The organism is Ottowia sp., assembly GCF_046348305.1.
In the GTDB taxonomy this organism is placed as follows: domain Bacteria; phylum Pseudomonadota; class Gammaproteobacteria; order Burkholderiales; family Burkholderiaceae_C; genus Ottowia.
The window spans coordinates 196676-215012 of the sequence record NZ_JAXMEM010000004.1; the positions used below are offsets into that span (position 1 = coordinate 196676).

Consider the following 18337-nt stretch of genomic DNA (forward strand, 5'->3'; position numbering starts at 1 on the left):
GCCATGGCCAGCACATCCGCAAGCACCCACGGCAGCGCCCAGCGCTGGGCCTGGCTGTGGCGCACCACGGTGTGGACGGTGATGGGCTTCTTTTTGCTCAACATCGTCTTCATGATCCTGACGGTGCTGGTCAACTCCACGGCCACGCGCTGGTTCGGCACGCTGCTGCCCGAGGCCTTCACGCTCAAGTGGTACGGCTGGGCCTGGAACGAGTTTCAGCTGGCGCACATCCTGCTCGTCACGCTGGAGGTCGTCTTTGCCGTGGTGGTGCTGGCGCTGCTGCTGGGCGTGCCCGCGGCCTATGCGCTGGCGCGCGCCAACTTTCCGGGCAAGCGCGGGGTGCTGCTGCTGGTGCTGATCCCCATGCTGGTGCCCCCGGTGACTTACGGAATCCCCATGGCCACGGCGTTTTATCAGGCCGGCGTGGGCGGCACGCTGGCCGGCGTCATCCTGTCCAACCTGGTGCCGGCGCTGCCCTTCGTCATTTTGGTGATGGTGCCCTTCATCGAACAGCTTGACCCCAGCCTGGAGTCGGCCGCGCGCATCTTCGGCGCCAGCACGGCGCAGTACTTTCGCCACGTGCTGATGCCCCTGCTGGTGCCCGGCATGCTGGCCGCCGCCCTGCTGGTGATGGTGCGCACCATCGGCATGTTCGAGCTGACGTTTTTCACCGCCGGCCCCAGCTCGCAGACGCTGGTGGTCGCGCTGTACTACGGCGTGTTCTCGACCGGCGTGCGCCCGCCGCAGGCCATCGACGCCATGGCCGTGATGTACATGGCCATCACCCTGGTGTTCGTGCTGATCGCGCTGCGCTTTGTCAGCCCGACCCAACTCGTCAGCCGCGTCAAAGAGGCGCCAAGAGAAGCCTGAGTAGCCTTGGCGCACCGCCGCGCCGCACGATTGATTGGAGTACCGCATGACTGCCATTCCACCCGCCGCCCCGGGCCAGACCCCGATCGTGCGCAGCATGCGCGTGATCCCGGTTGCCGGCGAGGACAGCATGCTGCTGAACCTCTCGGGCGCACACGGGCCGTTCTTCACACGCAACATCGTGATCCTGACCGACAGCGCCGGCCACACGGGTGTCAGTGAAGTGCCGGGCGGCGAAAAAATCCGCCAGACGCTGGAGGACGCCCAGCCCTTGCTGATCGGCCGCCCCATCGGCGACTGGCAGGCCATGCTGAATGCGGCCCGCCGCGCCTTTGCCGACCGCGACGCCGGCGGGCGCGGCCTGCAAACCTTCGATCTGCGCGTGGCCATCCACGCCGTGACGGCGCTGGAGGCGGCCTTGCTCGACCTGCTGGGCCAGCACCTCGAAGTGCCCGTGGCCGCGCTGCTGGGCGAGGGCCAGCAGCGCGACGCGGTCGAGATGCTGGGCTACCTGTTTTTCGTCGCCGATCGGGGCAAGACCGACCTGCCCTACCGCAGCGAAAACGGCGCCGACAACGACTGGTTTCGCCTGCGCAACGAGCCGGCCATGGACGCGCAGGCCGTGGTGCGCCTGGCCGAGGCGGCGCACGCGCGCTACGGCTTCAACGACTTCAAGCTCAAGGGCGGCGTGCTGCGCGGCGAGGACGAGATCGAGGCCGTGACCGCGCTGCACGAGCGCTTTCCCCAGGCGCGCGTCACGCTGGATCCCAACGGCGGCTGGCTGCTGCGCGACGCCATCCGCCTGATGCGCGATGCGCACGGCGTGCTGGCCTATGCCGAGGATCCTTGCGGCGCCGAAGGCGTGTATTCGGGCCGCGAGGTGATGGCCGAGTTTCGCCGCGCCACCGGCCTGCCCACGGCCACCAACATGATCGCCACCGACTGGCGCGAGCTGGGCCACGCCATCCAGTTGCAGTCGGTGGACATTCCGCTGGCCGACCCGCATTTCTGGACGATGCAGGGCTCGGTGCGCGTGGCGCAGTTGTGCCACGAATGGGGCCTGACCTGGGGCTCGCATTCCAACAACCACTTCGACATCTCGCTGGCCATGTTCACCCACGTGGCCGCCGCCGCGCCGGGCCGGATCACCGCCATCGACACGCACTGGATCTGGCAGGACGGCCAGCGCCTGACGCGCGAGCCGCTGCAGATCAAAGGCGGGCTCGTGCAGGTGCCGCAGCGCCCAGGCTTGGGCGTGGAAATCGACATGGCCGCCGTCGAGGCCGCGCACTGCCTGTACCAAGAGAAAGCGCTGGGCGCACGCGACGACGCCGCGGCGATGCAGTACCTCATCCCCAACTGGAAATTCGACAACAAGCGCCCATGTCTCGTGCGCTGAAATGAAGCACACCCCCAGTCTCCACTCGCTTCGCGATGTTTCGCCCACCCCCTTACAGGGGGCATCGCCAGTGGTCGGGCCAAGCCCTTCCACGGCGATCGCGGGCGTGGCCTGCTTCGCGGCCTTTCGACTCGCTGGGCTGCGTGCGCTGCGGTTGACACGCAGCGCCATCGTTGACTGATATCGATCCCAAGACAGGAGTTTGCAATGCGTGAGAACCGAATCCGAAGCATCTGGAAGGCCGGCGGCGCCGTGGTCAACGGCTGGCTGGCCATTCCCAGCGCCTTCTCGGCCGAGACCATGGCCCACCAGGGCTGGGACAGCCTGACGGTGGATTTGCAGCACGGCGTGGTGGACTACCCCGCGGCGGTCAACATGTTCACTGCCATTTCCACCACCGACACCGTGCCCGTGGTGCGCGTGCCCTGGAACGAGCCGGGCATCCTGGGCAAGGTGCTGGACGCCGGCGCCTACGGCGTGATCTGCCCGATGGTGAACACGCGCGAAGATGCCGAGCACCTGGTGGCCGCCACGCGCTACGCGCCGCTGGGCAGCCGCAGCATGGGCCCCATCCGCGCATCGCTCTACGGCGGCGCCGACTACGCCAAGCACGCCAACGACACCGTGGTGGTGCTGGGCCAGATCGAGACGCAGCAAAGCCTGGACAACCTGGACGCGATCCTGTCGGTGAAAGGGCTGGACGGTGTCTACATCGGCCCGGCCGATCTGTCGATCTCGCTGGGCTGCGCGCCCACCTTCGACGATGTGGAGCCCCCCGTGGCCAAGGCCATCGAGCACGTGCTGGCGCGCGCCAAGGCGCTGGGCAAGGTGGCCGCCATCCACAACGGCTCGCCCGAGGCGGCGCTGGCACGCATCGCCAAGGGCTTCCAGTTCGTCACCATCGGCTCCGACGCGCGCTTCATCGCCGCCGGCGCGCAACAGGTGGTGGCCGCCATGCGCGCGGGCGCGGCGCCCAAGCACGCGTCGGGCTATTGATTGAAGGCCTGAAACAGCCGGACGCAGAGGACGCAAAAAAGACGCAAAGGACGCAAAAGAAACCGAAAAATTGGTGAAATACGCTTTAAGACGGCATAAAACAAGCGCAACATGCTATCGATTTGAAAGCAATTTGGATGTTCTCTTTTTTGCGTCCTTTGCGAATCCTTTGCGTCCTCTGCGTCCGGCTGTTGTCCCTTGCAAACACCTCCTTGCCCATCGACCATGACCGCACCCATCCCTGACCCCGGCCCGCCGCGCCTGATCCGCATGCATGCCAGCGACAACGTCGCCATCGTGACCAACACGGGCGGGCTACCCGAGGGCACGGTGGTGGATGGCGGCGTGACGCTGCGCGAGCGCGTGCCGCAGGGGCACAAGGTGGCGCTGGTGGACATCCCAGCCGGCGCGCCGGTGCTGCGCTACAACGTGGCCATCGGCCATGCGGCGCGCGACATAGCGGCCGGCACCTGGGTCTACGAGCGGCTGCTGACGATGCCCGAGGCACGCGCGCTGCACGAGTTGCCGATGGCCACGGCCCAGGCCGCGCCGCTGGAGCCGCTGGGCGGCTACACCTTCGAGGGCTATCGCAACGCCGACGGCTCGGTCGGCACGCGCAACCTGCTGGGCATCACCACCACGGTGCAGTGCGTGGCCGGCGTGCTCGAGTACGCGGTGCGGCGCATCAAGGCCGAGCTGCTGCCCAAGTACCCCAACGTGGACGACGTGGTGGGGCTGGAGCACAGCTACGGCTGCGGCGTCGCCATCGACGCGCCGGGCGCGGCCATCCCGATCCGCACCGTGCGCAACATCAGCCTGAACCCCAACTTCGGCGGCGAGCTGATGGTCGTCAGCCTGGGCTGCGAAAAGCTGCAACCCCAGCGCCTGCTGCCGCCGGGCAGCTTTGCGGTGGTGGACGAGCGCAACATCGCCGACGTGGGCCTGGACGACGGCGCGGCGCTGGACGTGGTGTGCCTGCAGGACGACAGGCATGTCGGCTTCATGTCGATGATCGACTCGATCATGCAGACCGCCGAATACCACCTGGAGCGCCTGAACGCGCGCCGGCGCGAGACCTGCCCCGCGTCCGACCTGGTGGTGGGCGTGCAGTGCGGCGGCAGCGATGCGTTCTCGGGCGTCACGGCCAACCCGGCGGTGGGCTTTGCGGCCGACCTGCTGGTGCGCGCGGGCGCCAGCATCATGTTCTCCGAGACGACCGAGGTGCGCGACGGCGTGGCCCAGCTCACCGCGCGCGCCGCCACGCCCGAGGTGGCCGCCGCCATCGTGCGCGAGATGCAGTGGTACGACGAATACCTGGGCCGCGGCGGCGCCGACCGCAGCGCCAACACCACGCCGGGCAACAAGAAAGGCGGCCTGTCCAACATCGTCGAAAAGGCCATGGGCTCGATCATCAAGTCCGGCACCGCGCCGATTGCCGGCGTGCTGTCACCGGGCGAGAAGCTGGCGCAAAAAGGCCTGATCTACGCCGCCACGCCGGCCAGCGACTTCATCTGCGGCACGCTGCAACTGGCCGCGGGCATGAACCTGCACATCTTCACCACCGGGCGCGGCACGCCCTACGGCCTGGCCGCCTGCCCGGTCATCAAGGTGGCCACGCGCACCGAGCTGGCACGCCGCTGGCACGACCTGATGGATGTGAACGCCGGGCGCATTGCCGATGGCCAGGCCAGCATCGAGGAGCTGGGCTGGGAGCTGTTCCACCTGATGCTGGACGTGGCCAGCGGCAAGCGCACCTGGGCCGAGCACTGGGGCCTGCACAACGACCTGGTGCTGTTCAATCCGGGGCCGGTGACGTAAAGCCCAAAAAACTTCCGGACGCAGAGGACGCAAAGGATTCGCAAAGGACGCAAAAAAAGACAGCATCTGAATTGCTTTTAAAACGATAGCGTATTGCGCTTGTCCTACGCCGACTCAAAGCCAATGCCACCCAATTTTTGGTTTCTTTTGCGTCCTTTGCGTTATTTTTGCGTCCTCTGCGTCCGGCTGTTTGAATTTCGGAGCATTCGGATCACGGCCGCCCCGGACGCCCCTCCGGCGGCGTGTAGTCGGCCGAGGCAAACGCGCCGCCCATGTGCTTTTGCCCCACGGCGTCGATGGGGTTCTTCAGCTTCAGGATTTCGGCGGCGTAGTCCTCGGCGTTTTGCGTGGGGCGGTAGCCGATGCGCTCGCAGGCCACCGGCCGCACGTAGCTGCGCGTGTTGTTGGAGATGCCCCAGACTGGCAAGAAACCCACGTCCTGCGCGCGGATGCAGCACAGCATCAGCTGCACCGTGTCCTCATGGCCCAGCCAGGTGCTGAGATGCCTGAACTCGGTCGGGCGCGCCCCGCAGCTCCAGATGCGCAGGGCAATGCCTTCGATGCCGTGCTTGTCCCAGTACATCTGCGCCATGGCCTCGCCCCACACCTTCGACACGCCATAAAAACCGTCGGGCCGATACGGCGCGCCAATGTCGATGGGACGGCCGACGGGATACATGCCGAAGGCGTGGTTGGAGCTGGCCGTGACCACGCGGCGCACCTTGTGGCGACGCGCGCCTTCATACACCTGGTGCAGCGCCACCAGGTTGTTCTCGATGATCTCGGGCAACGGGCGCTCCACCGAAGTGCCGGCCATGTGGATCAGCACATCCACACCCTCCAGCAGGCGATCGACCACGGCCGGATCGCGCAGATCGCCATGCATCACGTCCTCGCCCGCGTGCAGCGGCTCCAGGGGCTTGGTGCCGCCGGCCGAGCGCAGGCTCACCCCGTGTTTGGGCAACTCGACGCGCAGCATGCGCCCCATGTTGCCCGAGGCGCCCGACAGTGCCACCTTGCTCATCATCGTCTCCGTTGTCATGACGGCCGATTGTCGCGCCACCCGCGCACGCCGGCGCGCGCATCACGCAAAATTTGATCTGGCCGTCCCGTGTTCGAGGTCCATTCATGAGCCGCACCATCGTCTACCTGTCCTGCGCCCAGACTTGCGAGATCCAGCGCTTTGAACTGAACCGGGACACCGGCGCCATGCACCGGCTGGGCAGCACGCCCGTGACCGGCCTGCAGGGCCCATCCAACACCTCGATGCCGCTGGCCCTCAGCCCCGACCGGCGCGTGCTGCTCGCCGCCCTGCGCGGCGCGCCCAACCCTTGCGTGGCCTTTGCCATCGGCGCGCCCGACGGCGCCTTGCAAGCCATCGGCAGCGCCCCACTGCCGCACGAGGCCTGCTACCTCACGCTCGATCGCACGGGCCGGCATCTGCTGATGGCCTCCTACCCCGGCGCGCTGCTGGCCAGTCTGGCGCTGGATGCGCGCGGCGCGGTGATCGCACCGCCGCGCCAGATCGTGCCCACCGGCCCGGCGGCGCACTGCGTCATCGTGGACGCCCGCAACCGCTTTGCCTATGCCACCAGCCTGGGCGCCGATGTGGTCATGCGCTTTGCCTTCGACGCCGCCAGCGGACAACTGACGGACAGGCAAAGCACGGCCCTGCCCGCCGGGGCCGGCCCGCGCCATCTGCAACTGTCGGCCGACGGGCGTTTTCTGTACGTGCTGTGCGAGCTGGACGGCAGCGTGGGCGCGTTCGCGGTGGATGCCGACACCGGCGCGCTGCAAGGCCGCCAGATCCTGCGCACGCACGCCGCGGGCTTCAGCCAGGCGCAGGCGGCCGACCTGCAGCTCAGCCCCGACGGGCGTTTTCTGTACGCCAGCGAGCGGCGCAGCCACACCCTCATGGCCTGGCGCGTGGCCCCACAAGATGGATCGCTGACGCCTGCCGGCACCTGGCCCACCGAGGCCGGCCCGCGCGGCTTTGCCATCGACCCGGGCGGGCGCTTTCTGCTGGCCGCCGGGCAGCAAAGCCAGCACATGGGCGTCTACCGCATCGACGCGCACAGCGGCGCGCTGACCGCCATCGGCCGCCATGCCACGGCCGGCAATCCCAACTGGATCGAAATGCTCGAGTGGCCCGATGCCTGAGCCCGCGCTGCTCGACCCCGCGCGCTTTGGCCGCACCATCGACGGTCAGCCGGTCGCGCTCTACACCCTGCGCAACACGCGCGGCATGGCGGCGGCCATCACCAACCACGGCGCGCGCATCGAGCAGCTGCTGGTGCCCGACCGCGACGGCAAGCTGGGCGACGTGGTGCTGGGCCATGACTCCATCGAGCAGGTGCTGGCCGGCCAGGCCTCGATGGGTGCTTTCATCGGCCGCTTTGCCGGCCGCATCGCCCTGGGCCGCTTTGCGCTGGATGGCCAAGTGCACCAGCTGACCCGCAACGACGGCCCGCATCATCTGCACGGCGGCATCAAAGGCTCGCGCTTTCGGGTTTTCGAGGCCCGTCAGACCTCCGCTTCAAGCGTCGAAATGACCCTGGTCTTTGCCGATGGCGAAGACGGTTACCCCGGCACGCTGTCGCTGCGCGTGCGCTACCACGTGACGGACGACAACGCCCTCGTCATCGACTACGCCGGCGTGGCTGCGGACCAGCCGACGATCGCCAACTTCACCTCGCACGCGTTCTTCAACCTGAGCGGTCGGGGTGATTGCACGACCCTCGATCACGTCCTGCAGATCGACGCCGACCAGTACCTGGACGTGGACGCCACCGCCATCCCCACCGGCCGCATCGAGGACGTGGCCGGAACGCCGCTGGACTTTCGCAGGCCCACGCCCATCGGCGCGCGCATCGACGACACGCACGAACTGATGAAGGTCGGCGGCTACGACCACACCCTGGTGCTGCGCGCCGGCGATCCGGGCGCGCTGCAGCACGCCGCCACGCTGCACCACCCCGGCAGCGGACGCGTGATGGACGTGTGGAGCACCGAGCCCGCCCTGCAGCTGTACAGCGGCAACCACTTGCAGGGCATCGGCAAAGGCGGCGCGGCGTACGGCCCGCGCACCGGGGTGTGCCTGGAGCCGCAAGGCTATCCCGACGCGCCGAACCACCCGCACTTTCCCAGCACCGTGCTGCGCCCGGGGCAGTGGCGCTGCGGGCGCATCGTGTATCGGTTTTCAAGCGAGCCCGCGCCGCCCTGATCAGTCCAGGCGCGCGCCGCTGTGCTGCACCGCCTGCGCCCATTTGGCGCTCTCGCTGCGCTCGTAGGCAGCCAGCGCCGCGCTGTCCAGGAAATGCGGACTGGCGCCCTGGAGCGCAAAACGCTCGGCGATGTCGGCGTTGGCTAGGACCCGCGCCGTCGCCGCTTCCAGGCGCTGCACCGTGGCCGGCGCCAAGCCCTTGGGCCCGTACAGCGCCACCCATCCGGTCACGTCGAAATCCTTCAAGGGCGCCAAACCGCTTTCGGCCAGCGTGGGCACGCCCGGCAAGGCCTCCAGCCGCGCCGGGCCGGCGATGCCCAGCGCCTTGACCTTGCCCGCGCGAATCTGCGGCCCGCTGGAGGCCACCGAGTCGAACATCAGCGACACCTGCCCGCCGATCACGTCGGCCAGCGCCGGGGCCGAGCCGCGGTAGGGGATGTGCACCAGGTGCACCCCGGCGCGGCTCTTGAGCAGCTCCATCGCCAGGTGGTTGGTCACCCCGTTGCCGCCGCTGGCGTAGTTGAGCTGCCCCGGGTGGGCGCGCGCATATCGCACCAGGCCCGCCACGTCATCAAACGGCGCCGATGGGTGCGCCACCAGCACGATGCCGACCCGCGCGATGTGCGCGATCGGCGTGAAGTCGCTCGGCTGATAGGGCGCCCTGGCATACAGCAGCGGCGCGATGACCTGCGTGCTGGTGGAGCCGGCGAGCAGCGTGTAGCCGTCGGGCGCGGCCTGGCGCAGCGACTGGCTGGCCAGCACACCGCCGGCGCCGGGCTTGTTGTCCACCACCGTCGGCTGGCCCAGCTCCAGCGCCAGGCCCTGCGCCACGGCCCGGGCAAACACGTCCGTGCCGCCACCGGCCGGAAAACCAACCACCACATGAATGGGGCGCGCCGCATCGCCCTGGGCCCAGGCGCCAGTCAGCGAAATCATGGCCGCGACGCCGATGGTGGTGCGGGTCAGTTGGCGCGTGAAGTTTCGGCGTTGCATGGTGGTTTTTTTGTCGGATGCGGGTCCTGCTGCTGCGCGATAAAGGAAGCGGCCTCAACTCCGAAATGCCTCACGTCGTTGGACATCCCATTCACCCAACCCTTCAACTCGTTGCCTTCTTATTCCAGCCGGCCCAAAGCGTTGCCAGTTCATCAAGTGTCGGTAAGGGATCGAACTCCGTCGGATGAGGGAGTGCATGCGAAATATCGATGCGAACATCAGTCAAAAATTTTCGGAAATCGGGATTGACCTTTGCCAGCTTGTTGGCACCATCCCAGTCGATTGATTCCTTGGTTCGGGCTGGAAACAGAACCTGGCCCGCAGCTTGCGGATCGTCGAGGTTCAAGTTGATCACACCGATTCCGAAGGATCCAGAAAGGCGTGAGAGCTCCGCCTGATGTTCTTCCGATTCATCGACGTTGGCCGCTACGAGATACCCCTCATGCGCCCATGACGAATTGGATACGGCCTGAAAAAAGCTCTTGCGCAAGTTGCCAAAGTTGAGCTCGCGCTTCAATTCGAACGAGTAAAACTTGGCAATGGATAGGCCGCCACCGGACAAGGCAAGGAGTTCCTTGCTGTAATTGTCAAAAGGGAACCAAAACCCAACCAGATCCGGGTGCAACCATTCAGCAAAATCTTTCTTTGAAGACACCTCATGAAAAATTGTCTTGCAATACGCACCACCAAAATGGGTGCGAACCAGTCGGACCACAAAGGGATGAAGATCTCGTTCCTCGTACGCATATTTCGTAGTCTTCACCGGAACGAGACTCTGAATAGATTCCGTTGCATCCAAATCGGGACTCAACGCATCCGAGACAAGGTCTTTGTTGGACAGGTTCACCGCGGCCTGACTTTTCGGTTTGTCCTTGATGGTGTATCGAGCGGGCTGTGTGCTGACGCGATCAAACGGCGAAGAAGGATTGTCCCGATAGTCCACCAAAAGTCGCGCATTCAAGCTGGCCCAAGGCGTTTGACCTTGACTGCTCAGTTTTTTGTCATCGCCGTGCGCCACGGCGTCATCCCAGATTTCCTGGGAACTCATGGCTTTGTCATGTCGGAGCAAGACCTCTTGGGCAAGAACAAGAAATGTGTATTTCGCCATATTGCTCCACACAAAGCATCGAATCTACCGGCCATTCACGGGTACAGCTGTCGGGCGTGCAACACACGCAGCACCCGAATTGAGGTGACCGCCACACGATAGATCACGATGTAGTTGGGATGCACCACGTACTCGCGCGTGTTTGGCACCCGTCCGGGTCGAAACGCGAAGGGCATCAGCGGCAAGCGCTCCGCCCCTGACTCGATGAGCGAGCGAAGCGCCAGTGCGGCCTGCGGATCGTGCTGCTCTATGTAGAACTGGATTTCAGCCAGATCAAGCTGGGCCTCGTCAGACCACTCGACCACCAGCACCCTGCCGCCTCCTTTGTTGCAGCAATTCATCCACGCGCGTCATGGCCTCGTCGTGCGGCAGGCTCGGCACCTTGCTGTCGATGGCCTCCTGCACCTTGGCACGAAACCAGCGGTCGTAGCGGTCGGCATCCTCCTGGGTGTCAAACTCTGACACTCGGGGGTCAAGCGGGGTGATGGTGGTCATTTCATTTTTCCGGTGAAACGTGGTGCGCCGTCCACTTCAGCAATCATGCACTGGCTGCGCGATCTTACGCGGCCCGCACTCGCCGCGCCAGCATCAACGATTACTCGGAAAACTGAACACCGCCCCCTCGCGCACCCCCGCCGAGGGCCAGCGCTGGGTGATGGTCTTGCGCTTGGTGTAAAAGCGCACGGCATCCGGGCCGTAGGCGTGCAGGTCGCCGAACAGGCTGCGTTTCCAGCCGCCGAAGGAGTGGTAGGCCACGGGCACGGGCAAGGGCACGTTGACGCCCACCATGCCGACCTGGATGTGGTCGGTGAAGTGGCGCGCGGCCTCGCCGTCGCGGGTGAAGATGCAGGTGCCGTTGCCGTATTCGTGATCGTTGATGAGCTGCATGGCTTCATCCAGCGAATGCGCGCGGACGATGCCCAGCACGGGGCCGAAGATTTCTTCCTGGTAGATCTTCATGCCGGGGCGCACGTCGTCGAACAGGCAGGGGCCAAGGAAGTAGCCCTCTTCGTGGCCCTTCACTTTCAGGCTGCGGCCATCCACCAGCAGTTTGGCGCCCTCGGCCACGCCGCTGTCCACGTAGGCCTTGACCTTCTCGAAGTGCGGCTTGGTCACCAGCGGGCCCATGTCGTTGGCGTTGTCACTGCCGGGGCCGACCTTCATTTTGGCAATTTCAGTCTTCAAGCCGGCGATCATTTTGTCGGCCGTTTCGTTGCCCACGGCGACGATCAGCGGCACGGCCATGCAGCGCTCGCCGCAGCTGCCATAGGCCGCGCCCATCATGGCGCTGACGGCATTGCCAATGTCGGCGTCGGGCATCACCACCGCATGATTCTTGGCGCCGCCCAGGGCCTGCACGCGCTTGCCCTGCTTGCAGCCTTCGGCGTAAATGGCTTCGGCAATGGGGGTGGAGCCGACAAAGCTGACGGCCTTGACGCGCGCATCCTGCAGCAGCGCATCGACGGCGGCCTTGTCGCCGTTGACGACGTTGAGCACGCCGGGCGGCAGACCGGCCTCCAGCGCCAGCTGGGCGATGCGCAGAGCCGACGAGGGATCGCGCTCGCTGGGCTTGAGGATGAAGCAGTTGCCGCACACCACGGCCATGGGCCACATCCACAGCGGCACCATGGCCGGAAAGTTGAAGGGCGTGATGCCCGCGACCACGCCCAGCGGCTGGTGCTCGGCCCAGGAGTCGATGCCGGGGCCGGCGTTGCGGCTGTGCTCGCCCTTGAGCAGCTCGGGCGCGTAGCTGGCGTATTCGATGTTCTCGATGCCGCGCTGCAGCTCGCCGTGGGCGTCGGCCAGCACCTTGCCGTGCTCGGCGGTGATCAGCGCGGCAATCTCGTCGGCGTGCTCTTCCAGCAGCACCTTAAGTTTGCTCATGACCCGCGCGCGCTTGAGTGGCGGCGTATTGCGCCAGGCCGGAAAGGCGTTTTCGGCCGAGGCAATGGCCGCCTGCACCGTGGCGGCGCCGGCCAGCTCGACGCTGGTGGACGAGGCCCCCGTGGCGGGGTTGAACACCGGCTGCGTGCGGCCGTTCTCATGAATGATCTTGCCGTCGATCAGGTGGCCGACGGTGGCGGTGACGTTCTTGTCGTGTTGCATGGTTTTATGAATGAAATATGCCTTTAGCGCCCGTCCATCAAGCGCAAGCAGCTATTGAAACGATAATGAATACCGGACGCAGAGGACGCAAGGATTACGCAGAGGACGCAAAAGAGAAATCAAAATGGTTTCTTCTGCGTCTTTTGCGAATCCTTTGCGTCCTCTGCGTCCGGCTGTTCAATCTCTCAGGCCACCTCCGCCAGCGCATCCCCCAGGGCGCTCACCAGGCGGTCGATCTCGGCCGGCGTGGCGATGAAGGGCGGCGCCATCTGGATGGTGTCGCCGCCGTAGCGCACATAAAAGCCCTTCTTCCAGCAGGCCATGGCGACTTCGTAGGGTCGCTTGGCCGGCTCGCCGGGCACGGGCGCAATGGTCAGGCCGGCGGCCAGGCCGTAGCTGCGGATGTCCAGCACGTGCCTGGCACCCTTCAGGCCATGCACGGCGTCGGCAAAGTGCGGCGCCAGCGCCTTGGCGCGGCCCACGCCGTCCTCGCGCTCCAGCAAATCCAGCGCCGCGATGCCGGCCGCGCAGGCCACGGGGTGGGCGCTGTAGGTGTAGCCGTGGGCGAACTCCAGCATGTACTCGGGCCCGCCGGCGGCCATGAAGCTGTCGTAGATTTCCTTGCTGGCAATCACGCCGCCCAGCGGCTGCATGCCGTTGGTGACCTGCTTGGCAAAGGTCATGATGTCGGGCACCACGCCGAAGGCCTCGGCGCCCGTCATGGCGCCGCAGCGGCCAAAGCCGGTGATGACCTCGTCGAAGATCAGCAGGATGCCGTGCTGGGTGCAGATCTCGCGCAGGCGCTGCAGGTAGCCCACGGGCGGGATGACCACGCCGGCCGAGCCGCTGAAGGGCTCGACGATGACGGCGGCGATGTTGCTGGCGTCGTGCAGGGCGATCAGGTCCAGCAGGCGGTCGGCCAGCGCCACGCCGCCTTCGATCGGCTGGCCCTTGATGAAGCTGCCCATGGGCGGTTGCGTGTGCGGCAGGTGGTCGGCCTCGATGCCCTGGCCGTAGACCTTGCGGTTGCCCGCCATGCCACCCACCGAGATGCCGCCGAAGTTGACGCCGTGATAGCCCTTCTCGCGCCCGATCAGGCGCGTGCGTCCGCCCTGGCCCTTGATGCGCCAGTAGGCGCGCGCCATCTTCAGCGCGGTGTCGGCCGCCTCCGAGCCGCTGCTGGTGAAGAACACGTAGTCCAGCCCGGCGGGCGTCAGGTGCTTGAGGGTGTTGGCCAGCTCGAAGGACAGCGGGTGGCCGAACTGAAAGCCGGGCGAATAGTCCAGCCGCGCGGCCTGCTGGCCCACGGCCTCGGCAATCTCGCGCCGGCCATGGCCCAGGCCGCTGCACCACAGGCCCGACAGGCCGTCGAAGATCTTGCGGCCTTCGCTGTCGGTGTAGTAGGCGCCCTGGCCCTCCACCACCATGCGCGGGTCGCGCTTGAACTGGCGGTTGCCGGTAAACGGCATCCAGTGCGCGTCCAGCCAGGCGGCGTCGGCGCGCACGGGGCTGGTTGCGGTGCTGGGACTGACGATGGCGCTCATGGCGTTCTCCTCGGGGGGGGGTCGGTCGAATGGGACCAAAGACGCCATTGTCGGCCGGTGTTTTAATCCGTCAAATAAGCAAATATTCAAGCTTGCTTGACAAATGTCGCAACCAAACACCCGCCCACCCCGCGCCCGCGCCTTGCTGGGGCAGCTGTCGGACATGGACCTGCGCCTGCTGCAGGTGTTCAAGGCGGTGGTCGAGTGCGGCGGCATGGCCGCGGCCGAGCTGGAGCTGAACATCGGCATCAGCGCCGTCAGCCGCCACGTGAAGGATCTGGAAACGCGCCTGGGCCTGACGCTGTGCCGGCGCGGGCGCGCCGGCTTTGCGCTGACGGCCGAGGGCCAGCGCGTGTACGACGAGACGCTGCGGCTGCTGGCCGCCGTCGATGGCTTTCGCGCCAGCGTGGACGACATTCACGACCGCATGGGCGGCAAGCTGGCCGTTGCGCTGTTCGACAAGACGGCCAGCAACCCGGCGGCGCGCATCCACGCTGCGATTGCCGCGTTTGCCGCGCAGGCGCCCGACGTGGCGCTGGAGCTGCACGTGGGCACCATGCAGGCCATCGAGCGCGGCGTGCTGGATGGCAGCTTTGCCGTGGGCGTGATCCCGGCGCATCGCAGCTCGGGCAGCCTGCGCTACGACCGGCTGTTCGGCGAGACCATGCGCCTGTATGCCGGCGTCGGCCATGCGCTATTCAATCAAGAGCGCCCCACACTGGACTGGAAAGCGCTGCGGGCCCGATCGGACTTTGCCGGCCTGGGCTTTCACTCGCCCAACATGGCACTGGCGCACGAGCGCCACCTGCAGCGCGGGGCCACCGCCTTCGACCAGGAGGCGATTGCCACGCTGATCCTGTCGGGGCGCTTTGTCGGTTTTCTGCCCGAGCACTACGCCGAGGCCTTCGTGCAGCGCGGGCGGATGCGCGCCGTGTCGCCGGGCAAGCTGCACTACGCCTGCGACTTCGTCAGCGTGCTGCGCCGCTCGCCGCAGCCGGCGCGCGCGGCGCTGGCCTTTCATCAGGCGCTGCTGGCGGCGCATGCGCCACCGCATCGGCCACCGTCAGGGTGAAGCTGAACACCGTGCCGCGCGGCAGGGCTGGCGCATGCTCGAGCGTGCCGCCATGCTGCTCGATGCCGGTGCGGCACAGCGACAGGCCCAGGCCCATGCCCTCGGCCTTGGTGGTGAAAAAAGGCGTGAAGAGCTGGCGCGCCACCTCCTCGCTGATGCCGGCGCCGGTGTCGGCCACGGCAAATCGCAGCACGCCGCGCGCCCCGGCGGGCGCCAGCGCGGGCTGCACCGTCAGGCGCAACAGGCGCGGCGCGGCGCTGTCGGCCATGGCCTGCATGGCGTTGCGCGCCAGGTTCAGCAGCACCTGCTCGATCACGGTGGGTTCGCACCACACGACGGGCAGCGTGGCCGGGCAGTCCAGCTGCACGCGCACATCCAGCTTGCGCGCCTGCAGATGAATCAGCGGCAGCACCGCCTCCAGCAGTGCCGCCGGCGCCACCGCCTGGCGCTGGCTGGCGCGCCGGCGCACCAGGTCGTGCACGCTGTTGATGACCTTGCCGGCGCGGCCGGCCTGCTCGGCAATGCGTGCCAGCGCCACGCGCACGTCGGCCATGGTCGCGCTCGGCGCACGTTCGCCATCCAGCAGATTGAGCGAGCCGTTGGCGTAGCTGGAGATGGCCGCCAGCGGCTGGTTCAGCTCGTGGCTCATCAGCGAGGCCATCTCGCCCACCGTGGCCAGGCGCGCACTGGCGGCCAGGCGATCCTGGCTGGCGCGCGAGTGCTCCTCGGCACGGCGCTGCGCCGTCAGGTCCAGCACCGCGCCCATCCAGCCGGTTTGCTTGCCGGCCGCACCGATCAGCGGGGCCTCGATGATGAGCACCGGAATGCGCGTGCCGTCCTTGCGCATGAACAGCGACTCCAGCCCCTCGCGCGGCGGCGCCATGCCCGACAGGCGCACCGCCTGGCGTTCGCCGTACTCCTGCGCGTGCTCGGGCGGCCAGTACGGGGCGGGCAGCGCCTGGCCGATCAGCTCGTGCGGCGCAAAGCCCACCATGTCGCAAAACGCCGGGTTGACGTAGGTGATGCGCCCCTGCAGATCGCGCGCGCGCAGACCGGTCACGAGCGAGTTTTCCATCGCCTTGCGAAAGGCCAGCGCCTCGCCCAGCTCGGCCTCGGCCTGCTGGCGCCGCCGGAAGTCGCGCGCCAGCAGGATCAGCACGGTGACCAGCGCGATGGACAGGCCCGTGACCAGCGCCGTCATCACGTTGGGCAGGGTGTCGGGGGCCTGGCGCCCGCCTTCCAGGCGCAGCACCAGGGTCGTGCCCGGCAAGTCCAGCACCTGCTGGGACGTGAACAACCGCCCGGGGCGGCGCGTCGTGCCCTGAATGGCCAGGCGCGTGCCGTCCAGCTCGGTGAAGGCCACGCTCTGGCGCTGCGTGTAGGCCGGCGCCAGCATGGCATCGAGCATGCCGCCAAGCGAATAGGTGGCCAGCAAAAAACCGCTGCGGCGCGCGGCCGTGCCAATGGGCAGGCACAGCTGCATCACCTCCTCGCCGACGCCGCCGGGGCGCTGCACGAAATGGCTGTCGGAATAGGCCGCTCCGTCAAAGCGCTGCGCGCTGGCGCAGGTCTCGCGAATGCGCTGCGCCTGCTGCGACTGCGGGCCCGCATCGTCGGTGACAAACGGCGGGTAGTAAGGGCTGTCGGCCGCGGCCAGCAGGCGCAGGCTGGCGTCGCGCCACTCCAGCCGCAGCCAGTCGCGATGACGGTCCAGCAAGGCCAGCGCGGCAGGCGCCCAGGCGTCCACCTGGGTCTGCGTGCTGGCCAGACCGTGCAGGTCTTGCTGGCGGCGCGCCAGCCCCTGGCGCAAGGTCAGCAGCGCGCCGTTGCTCTCGCGATCGAGCGCGCGCTGCACTTCGTCGATCTCGTGGTTGCGCGCCAGCCAGACCAGCACGCCCAGCAGGCCCGCCACCACCAGCCCCAGCACCGCCCACAGGCGCCAGCGCCGCCACAGCGCCGCCAGCGCGGTCAAGCGCGCGCGCAGCCCGCGTGCCGGGCGCTCGGCGGGTGCCGCGGCGCTCATCTCAGTGGTCCATGACGCTGCGCGCCACCCGCAGCCGATGAAACCCAAGGACGCCAAAGGCCGCGGAGCAGGCCACGCCAGCGATCGCCGTGGCCAGGGTCTCCCCGGCCAGGGGCGAGCCTTGCAGGCCGCGCCGGGCCACTGGCCCGGCCCCTCGCCAGCCAACAAAAGGTCCACCGGACCTTTTGAGCGCAGGCTCGGCCCCCTGCAAGGGGGTCGGCGAAGCATCGCGCAGCGAGTGGAGACTGGGGGTGTTCATTTCAAGCGCCGGTGGCTCAGGGCCGGCAACTGCTGGCGGCGCTGGTGCAGGGCGGCCCAGTCCAGCTCGGCCAGGGCCACACCGGCGCCCTCGGCGTGCTCGGCCAGCACCTGGCCCCAGGCATCCACCACCATGCTGTGGCCCCAGGTGCGCCGGCCGTTCTCGTGCAGCCCGCCTTGCGCGGCGGCGATCACGGCCGACAGGTTTTCGATGGCGCGCGCGCGCAGCAGCAACTCCCAGTGCGCCTGGCCGGTGACGTGGGTGAAGGCGCTGGGCACCAGCAGCAGATCGGCGCCCTGCGCGGCATACGTGCGGTACAGCTCGGGAAAACGCAGGTCGTAGCAAACGCTCAGACCGACGCGCCAGACGTGACCGTCGCGCGCGGGCAGCTCGAACGTCACCGGTTGGCTGCCAGGCACCAGCACCGCGGCCTCGTCGTAGCGGCGCTCGCCGTCGTCGAAGCGGAACAGGTGGATCTTGTCGTAGTGGGCCACGCGCTCGCCGGTGGGCGCAAACACCAGCGAGGCATTGCGGCATTTGTCGGCCAGGGGGGCCGCCGCCCCGGCTTGGGACGACCCGCTGCCGCGGCGGGGTGCAAGGCCATCCGGTGGTTCGCACGACAGCGGCAGCGTGCCGCCCACGATCCACAGCCGCAGCTCGCGCGCCGTGTCGGCCAGCCAGCGCTGGATCGGGCCGTCGCCCAAGGGCTCCTGCAAGGCCAGCTTGTCGGTGTCGCGCCGGCCCATCACGCAAAAATATTCGGGCAACACCGCCAGCTCGGCGCCCGCGGCGGCGGCCTCGGCCAGCAGGACATGCGCGGTGTCGAGATTGGCCTGCACCTGCGTGCCCGAAACCATCTGGATGGCGGCGACTTTCATGATCCCAAATCCGTCCGTTGAATGCACACGTCAGTGCCGCTGGCGACG

General features: G+C 67.5%; 16 protein-coding genes. 7 read left to right on the forward strand and 9 right to left on the reverse strand.

The annotated features are described in order from the left end of the window. Positions 1–3: 3 nt before the first annotated feature. The 4 genes from U1F38_RS05125 (at position 4) to garD (ending at position 5083) form a co-directional block, all read left to right on the forward strand. Entirely contained in the window at positions 4–870 is an 867-nt protein-coding gene (locus U1F38_RS05125) for an ABC transporter permease (RefSeq protein ID WP_409985977.1), read from the forward strand. A gap of 46 nt (positions 871–916) precedes the next feature. Then, on the forward strand, positions 917–2269 hold the full coding sequence (gudD, locus tag U1F38_RS05130) for a glucarate dehydratase (RefSeq protein ID WP_409985978.1): 1353 nt from the start codon (positions 917–919) through the stop codon (positions 2267–2269). A gap of 207 nt (positions 2270–2476) precedes the next feature. Further along, positions 2477–3265, forward strand: coding sequence for an HpcH/HpaI aldolase family protein (locus tag U1F38_RS05135; RefSeq protein WP_409985979.1), 789 nt, complete (start codon positions 2477–2479; stop codon positions 3263–3265). 225 nt (positions 3266–3490) lie between these two features. Beyond that, a complete protein-coding gene (garD, locus tag U1F38_RS05140) occupies positions 3491–5083 on the forward strand; it encodes a galactarate dehydratase (protein ID WP_409985980.1) in 1593 nt (530 codons plus the stop codon). A gap of 211 nt (positions 5084–5294) precedes the next feature. Here the strand turns inward: garD and U1F38_RS05145 are convergent, their stop codons facing one another. After that, complete coding sequence (locus U1F38_RS05145) at positions 5295–6107, reverse strand: NAD-dependent epimerase/dehydratase family protein (RefSeq protein ID WP_409986150.1); 813 nt, start codon at positions 6105–6107, stop codon at positions 5295–5297. A gap of 104 nt (positions 6108–6211) precedes the next feature. Here U1F38_RS05145 and U1F38_RS05150 point away from each other — a divergent pair, with 104 nt between their 5' ends. Further along, positions 6212–7243, forward strand: a complete 1032-nt coding sequence (locus tag U1F38_RS05150; protein WP_409985981.1) for a lactonase family protein — start codon at positions 6212–6214, stop codon at positions 7241–7243. Further along, positions 7236–8306, forward strand: coding sequence for an aldose epimerase family protein (locus U1F38_RS05155; RefSeq protein ID WP_409985982.1), 1071 nt, complete (start codon positions 7236–7238; stop codon positions 8304–8306). The genes U1F38_RS05150 and U1F38_RS05155 overlap by 8 nt, the downstream gene beginning before the upstream one ends. Here U1F38_RS05155 and U1F38_RS05160 read toward each other — a convergent pair whose 3' ends face one another. The 6 genes from U1F38_RS05160 to U1F38_RS05185 all read right to left on the reverse strand — a co-directional run bounded on the left by U1F38_RS05160 (position 8307) and on the right by U1F38_RS05185 (position 14057). Beyond that, entirely contained in the window at positions 8307–9299 is a 993-nt protein-coding gene (locus U1F38_RS05160) for a Bug family tripartite tricarboxylate transporter substrate binding protein (RefSeq protein WP_409985983.1), read from the reverse strand. A 103-nt stretch (positions 9300–9402) separates the two neighbouring features. Beyond that, positions 9403–10407, reverse strand: a complete 1005-nt coding sequence (locus U1F38_RS05165) for an HTH domain-containing protein (protein WP_409985984.1) — start codon at positions 10405–10407, stop codon at positions 9403–9405. A gap of 35 nt (positions 10408–10442) precedes the next feature. After that, positions 10443–10718, reverse strand: coding sequence for a type II toxin-antitoxin system RelE/ParE family toxin (locus U1F38_RS05170; protein ID WP_409985985.1), 276 nt, complete (start codon positions 10716–10718; stop codon positions 10443–10445). Then, a complete protein-coding gene (locus tag U1F38_RS05175) occupies positions 10696–10902 on the reverse strand; it encodes a stability determinant (RefSeq protein WP_409985986.1) in 207 nt (68 codons plus the stop codon). Before U1F38_RS05175 ends, U1F38_RS05170 begins: the two co-directional genes overlap by 23 nt. Positions 10903–10995: 93 nt before the next feature. Continuing rightward, positions 10996–12513, reverse strand: coding sequence for a CoA-acylating methylmalonate-semialdehyde dehydrogenase (locus tag U1F38_RS05180; protein WP_409985987.1), 1518 nt, complete (start codon positions 12511–12513; stop codon positions 10996–10998). A 185-nt stretch (positions 12514–12698) separates the two neighbouring features. After that, positions 12699–14057, reverse strand: coding sequence for an aspartate aminotransferase family protein (locus U1F38_RS05185; protein ID WP_409985988.1), 1359 nt, complete (start codon positions 14055–14057; stop codon positions 12699–12701). Positions 14058–14160: 103 nt separating this feature from the next. Between U1F38_RS05185 and U1F38_RS05190 the strand changes: the two genes are divergently transcribed. Beyond that, positions 14161–15129 carry a LysR family transcriptional regulator gene (locus U1F38_RS05190; protein WP_409985989.1) on the forward strand — a complete coding sequence of 323 codons (969 nt, stop codon included), beginning with the start codon at positions 14161–14163 and terminating at the stop codon, positions 15127–15129. Here U1F38_RS05190 and U1F38_RS05195 read toward each other — a convergent pair. Next, complete coding sequence (locus U1F38_RS05195) at positions 15026–17152, reverse strand: sensor histidine kinase (RefSeq protein WP_409985990.1); 2127 nt, start codon at positions 17150–17152, stop codon at positions 15026–15028. The two genes, U1F38_RS05190 and U1F38_RS05195, sit on opposite strands and share 104 nt — an antisense overlap. A gap of 255 nt (positions 17153–17407) precedes the next feature. Next, entirely contained in the window at positions 17408–18289 is an 882-nt protein-coding gene (locus U1F38_RS05200; protein WP_409985991.1) for a carbon-nitrogen hydrolase family protein, read from the reverse strand. Between the last annotated feature and the right edge of the window lie 48 nt (positions 18290–18337).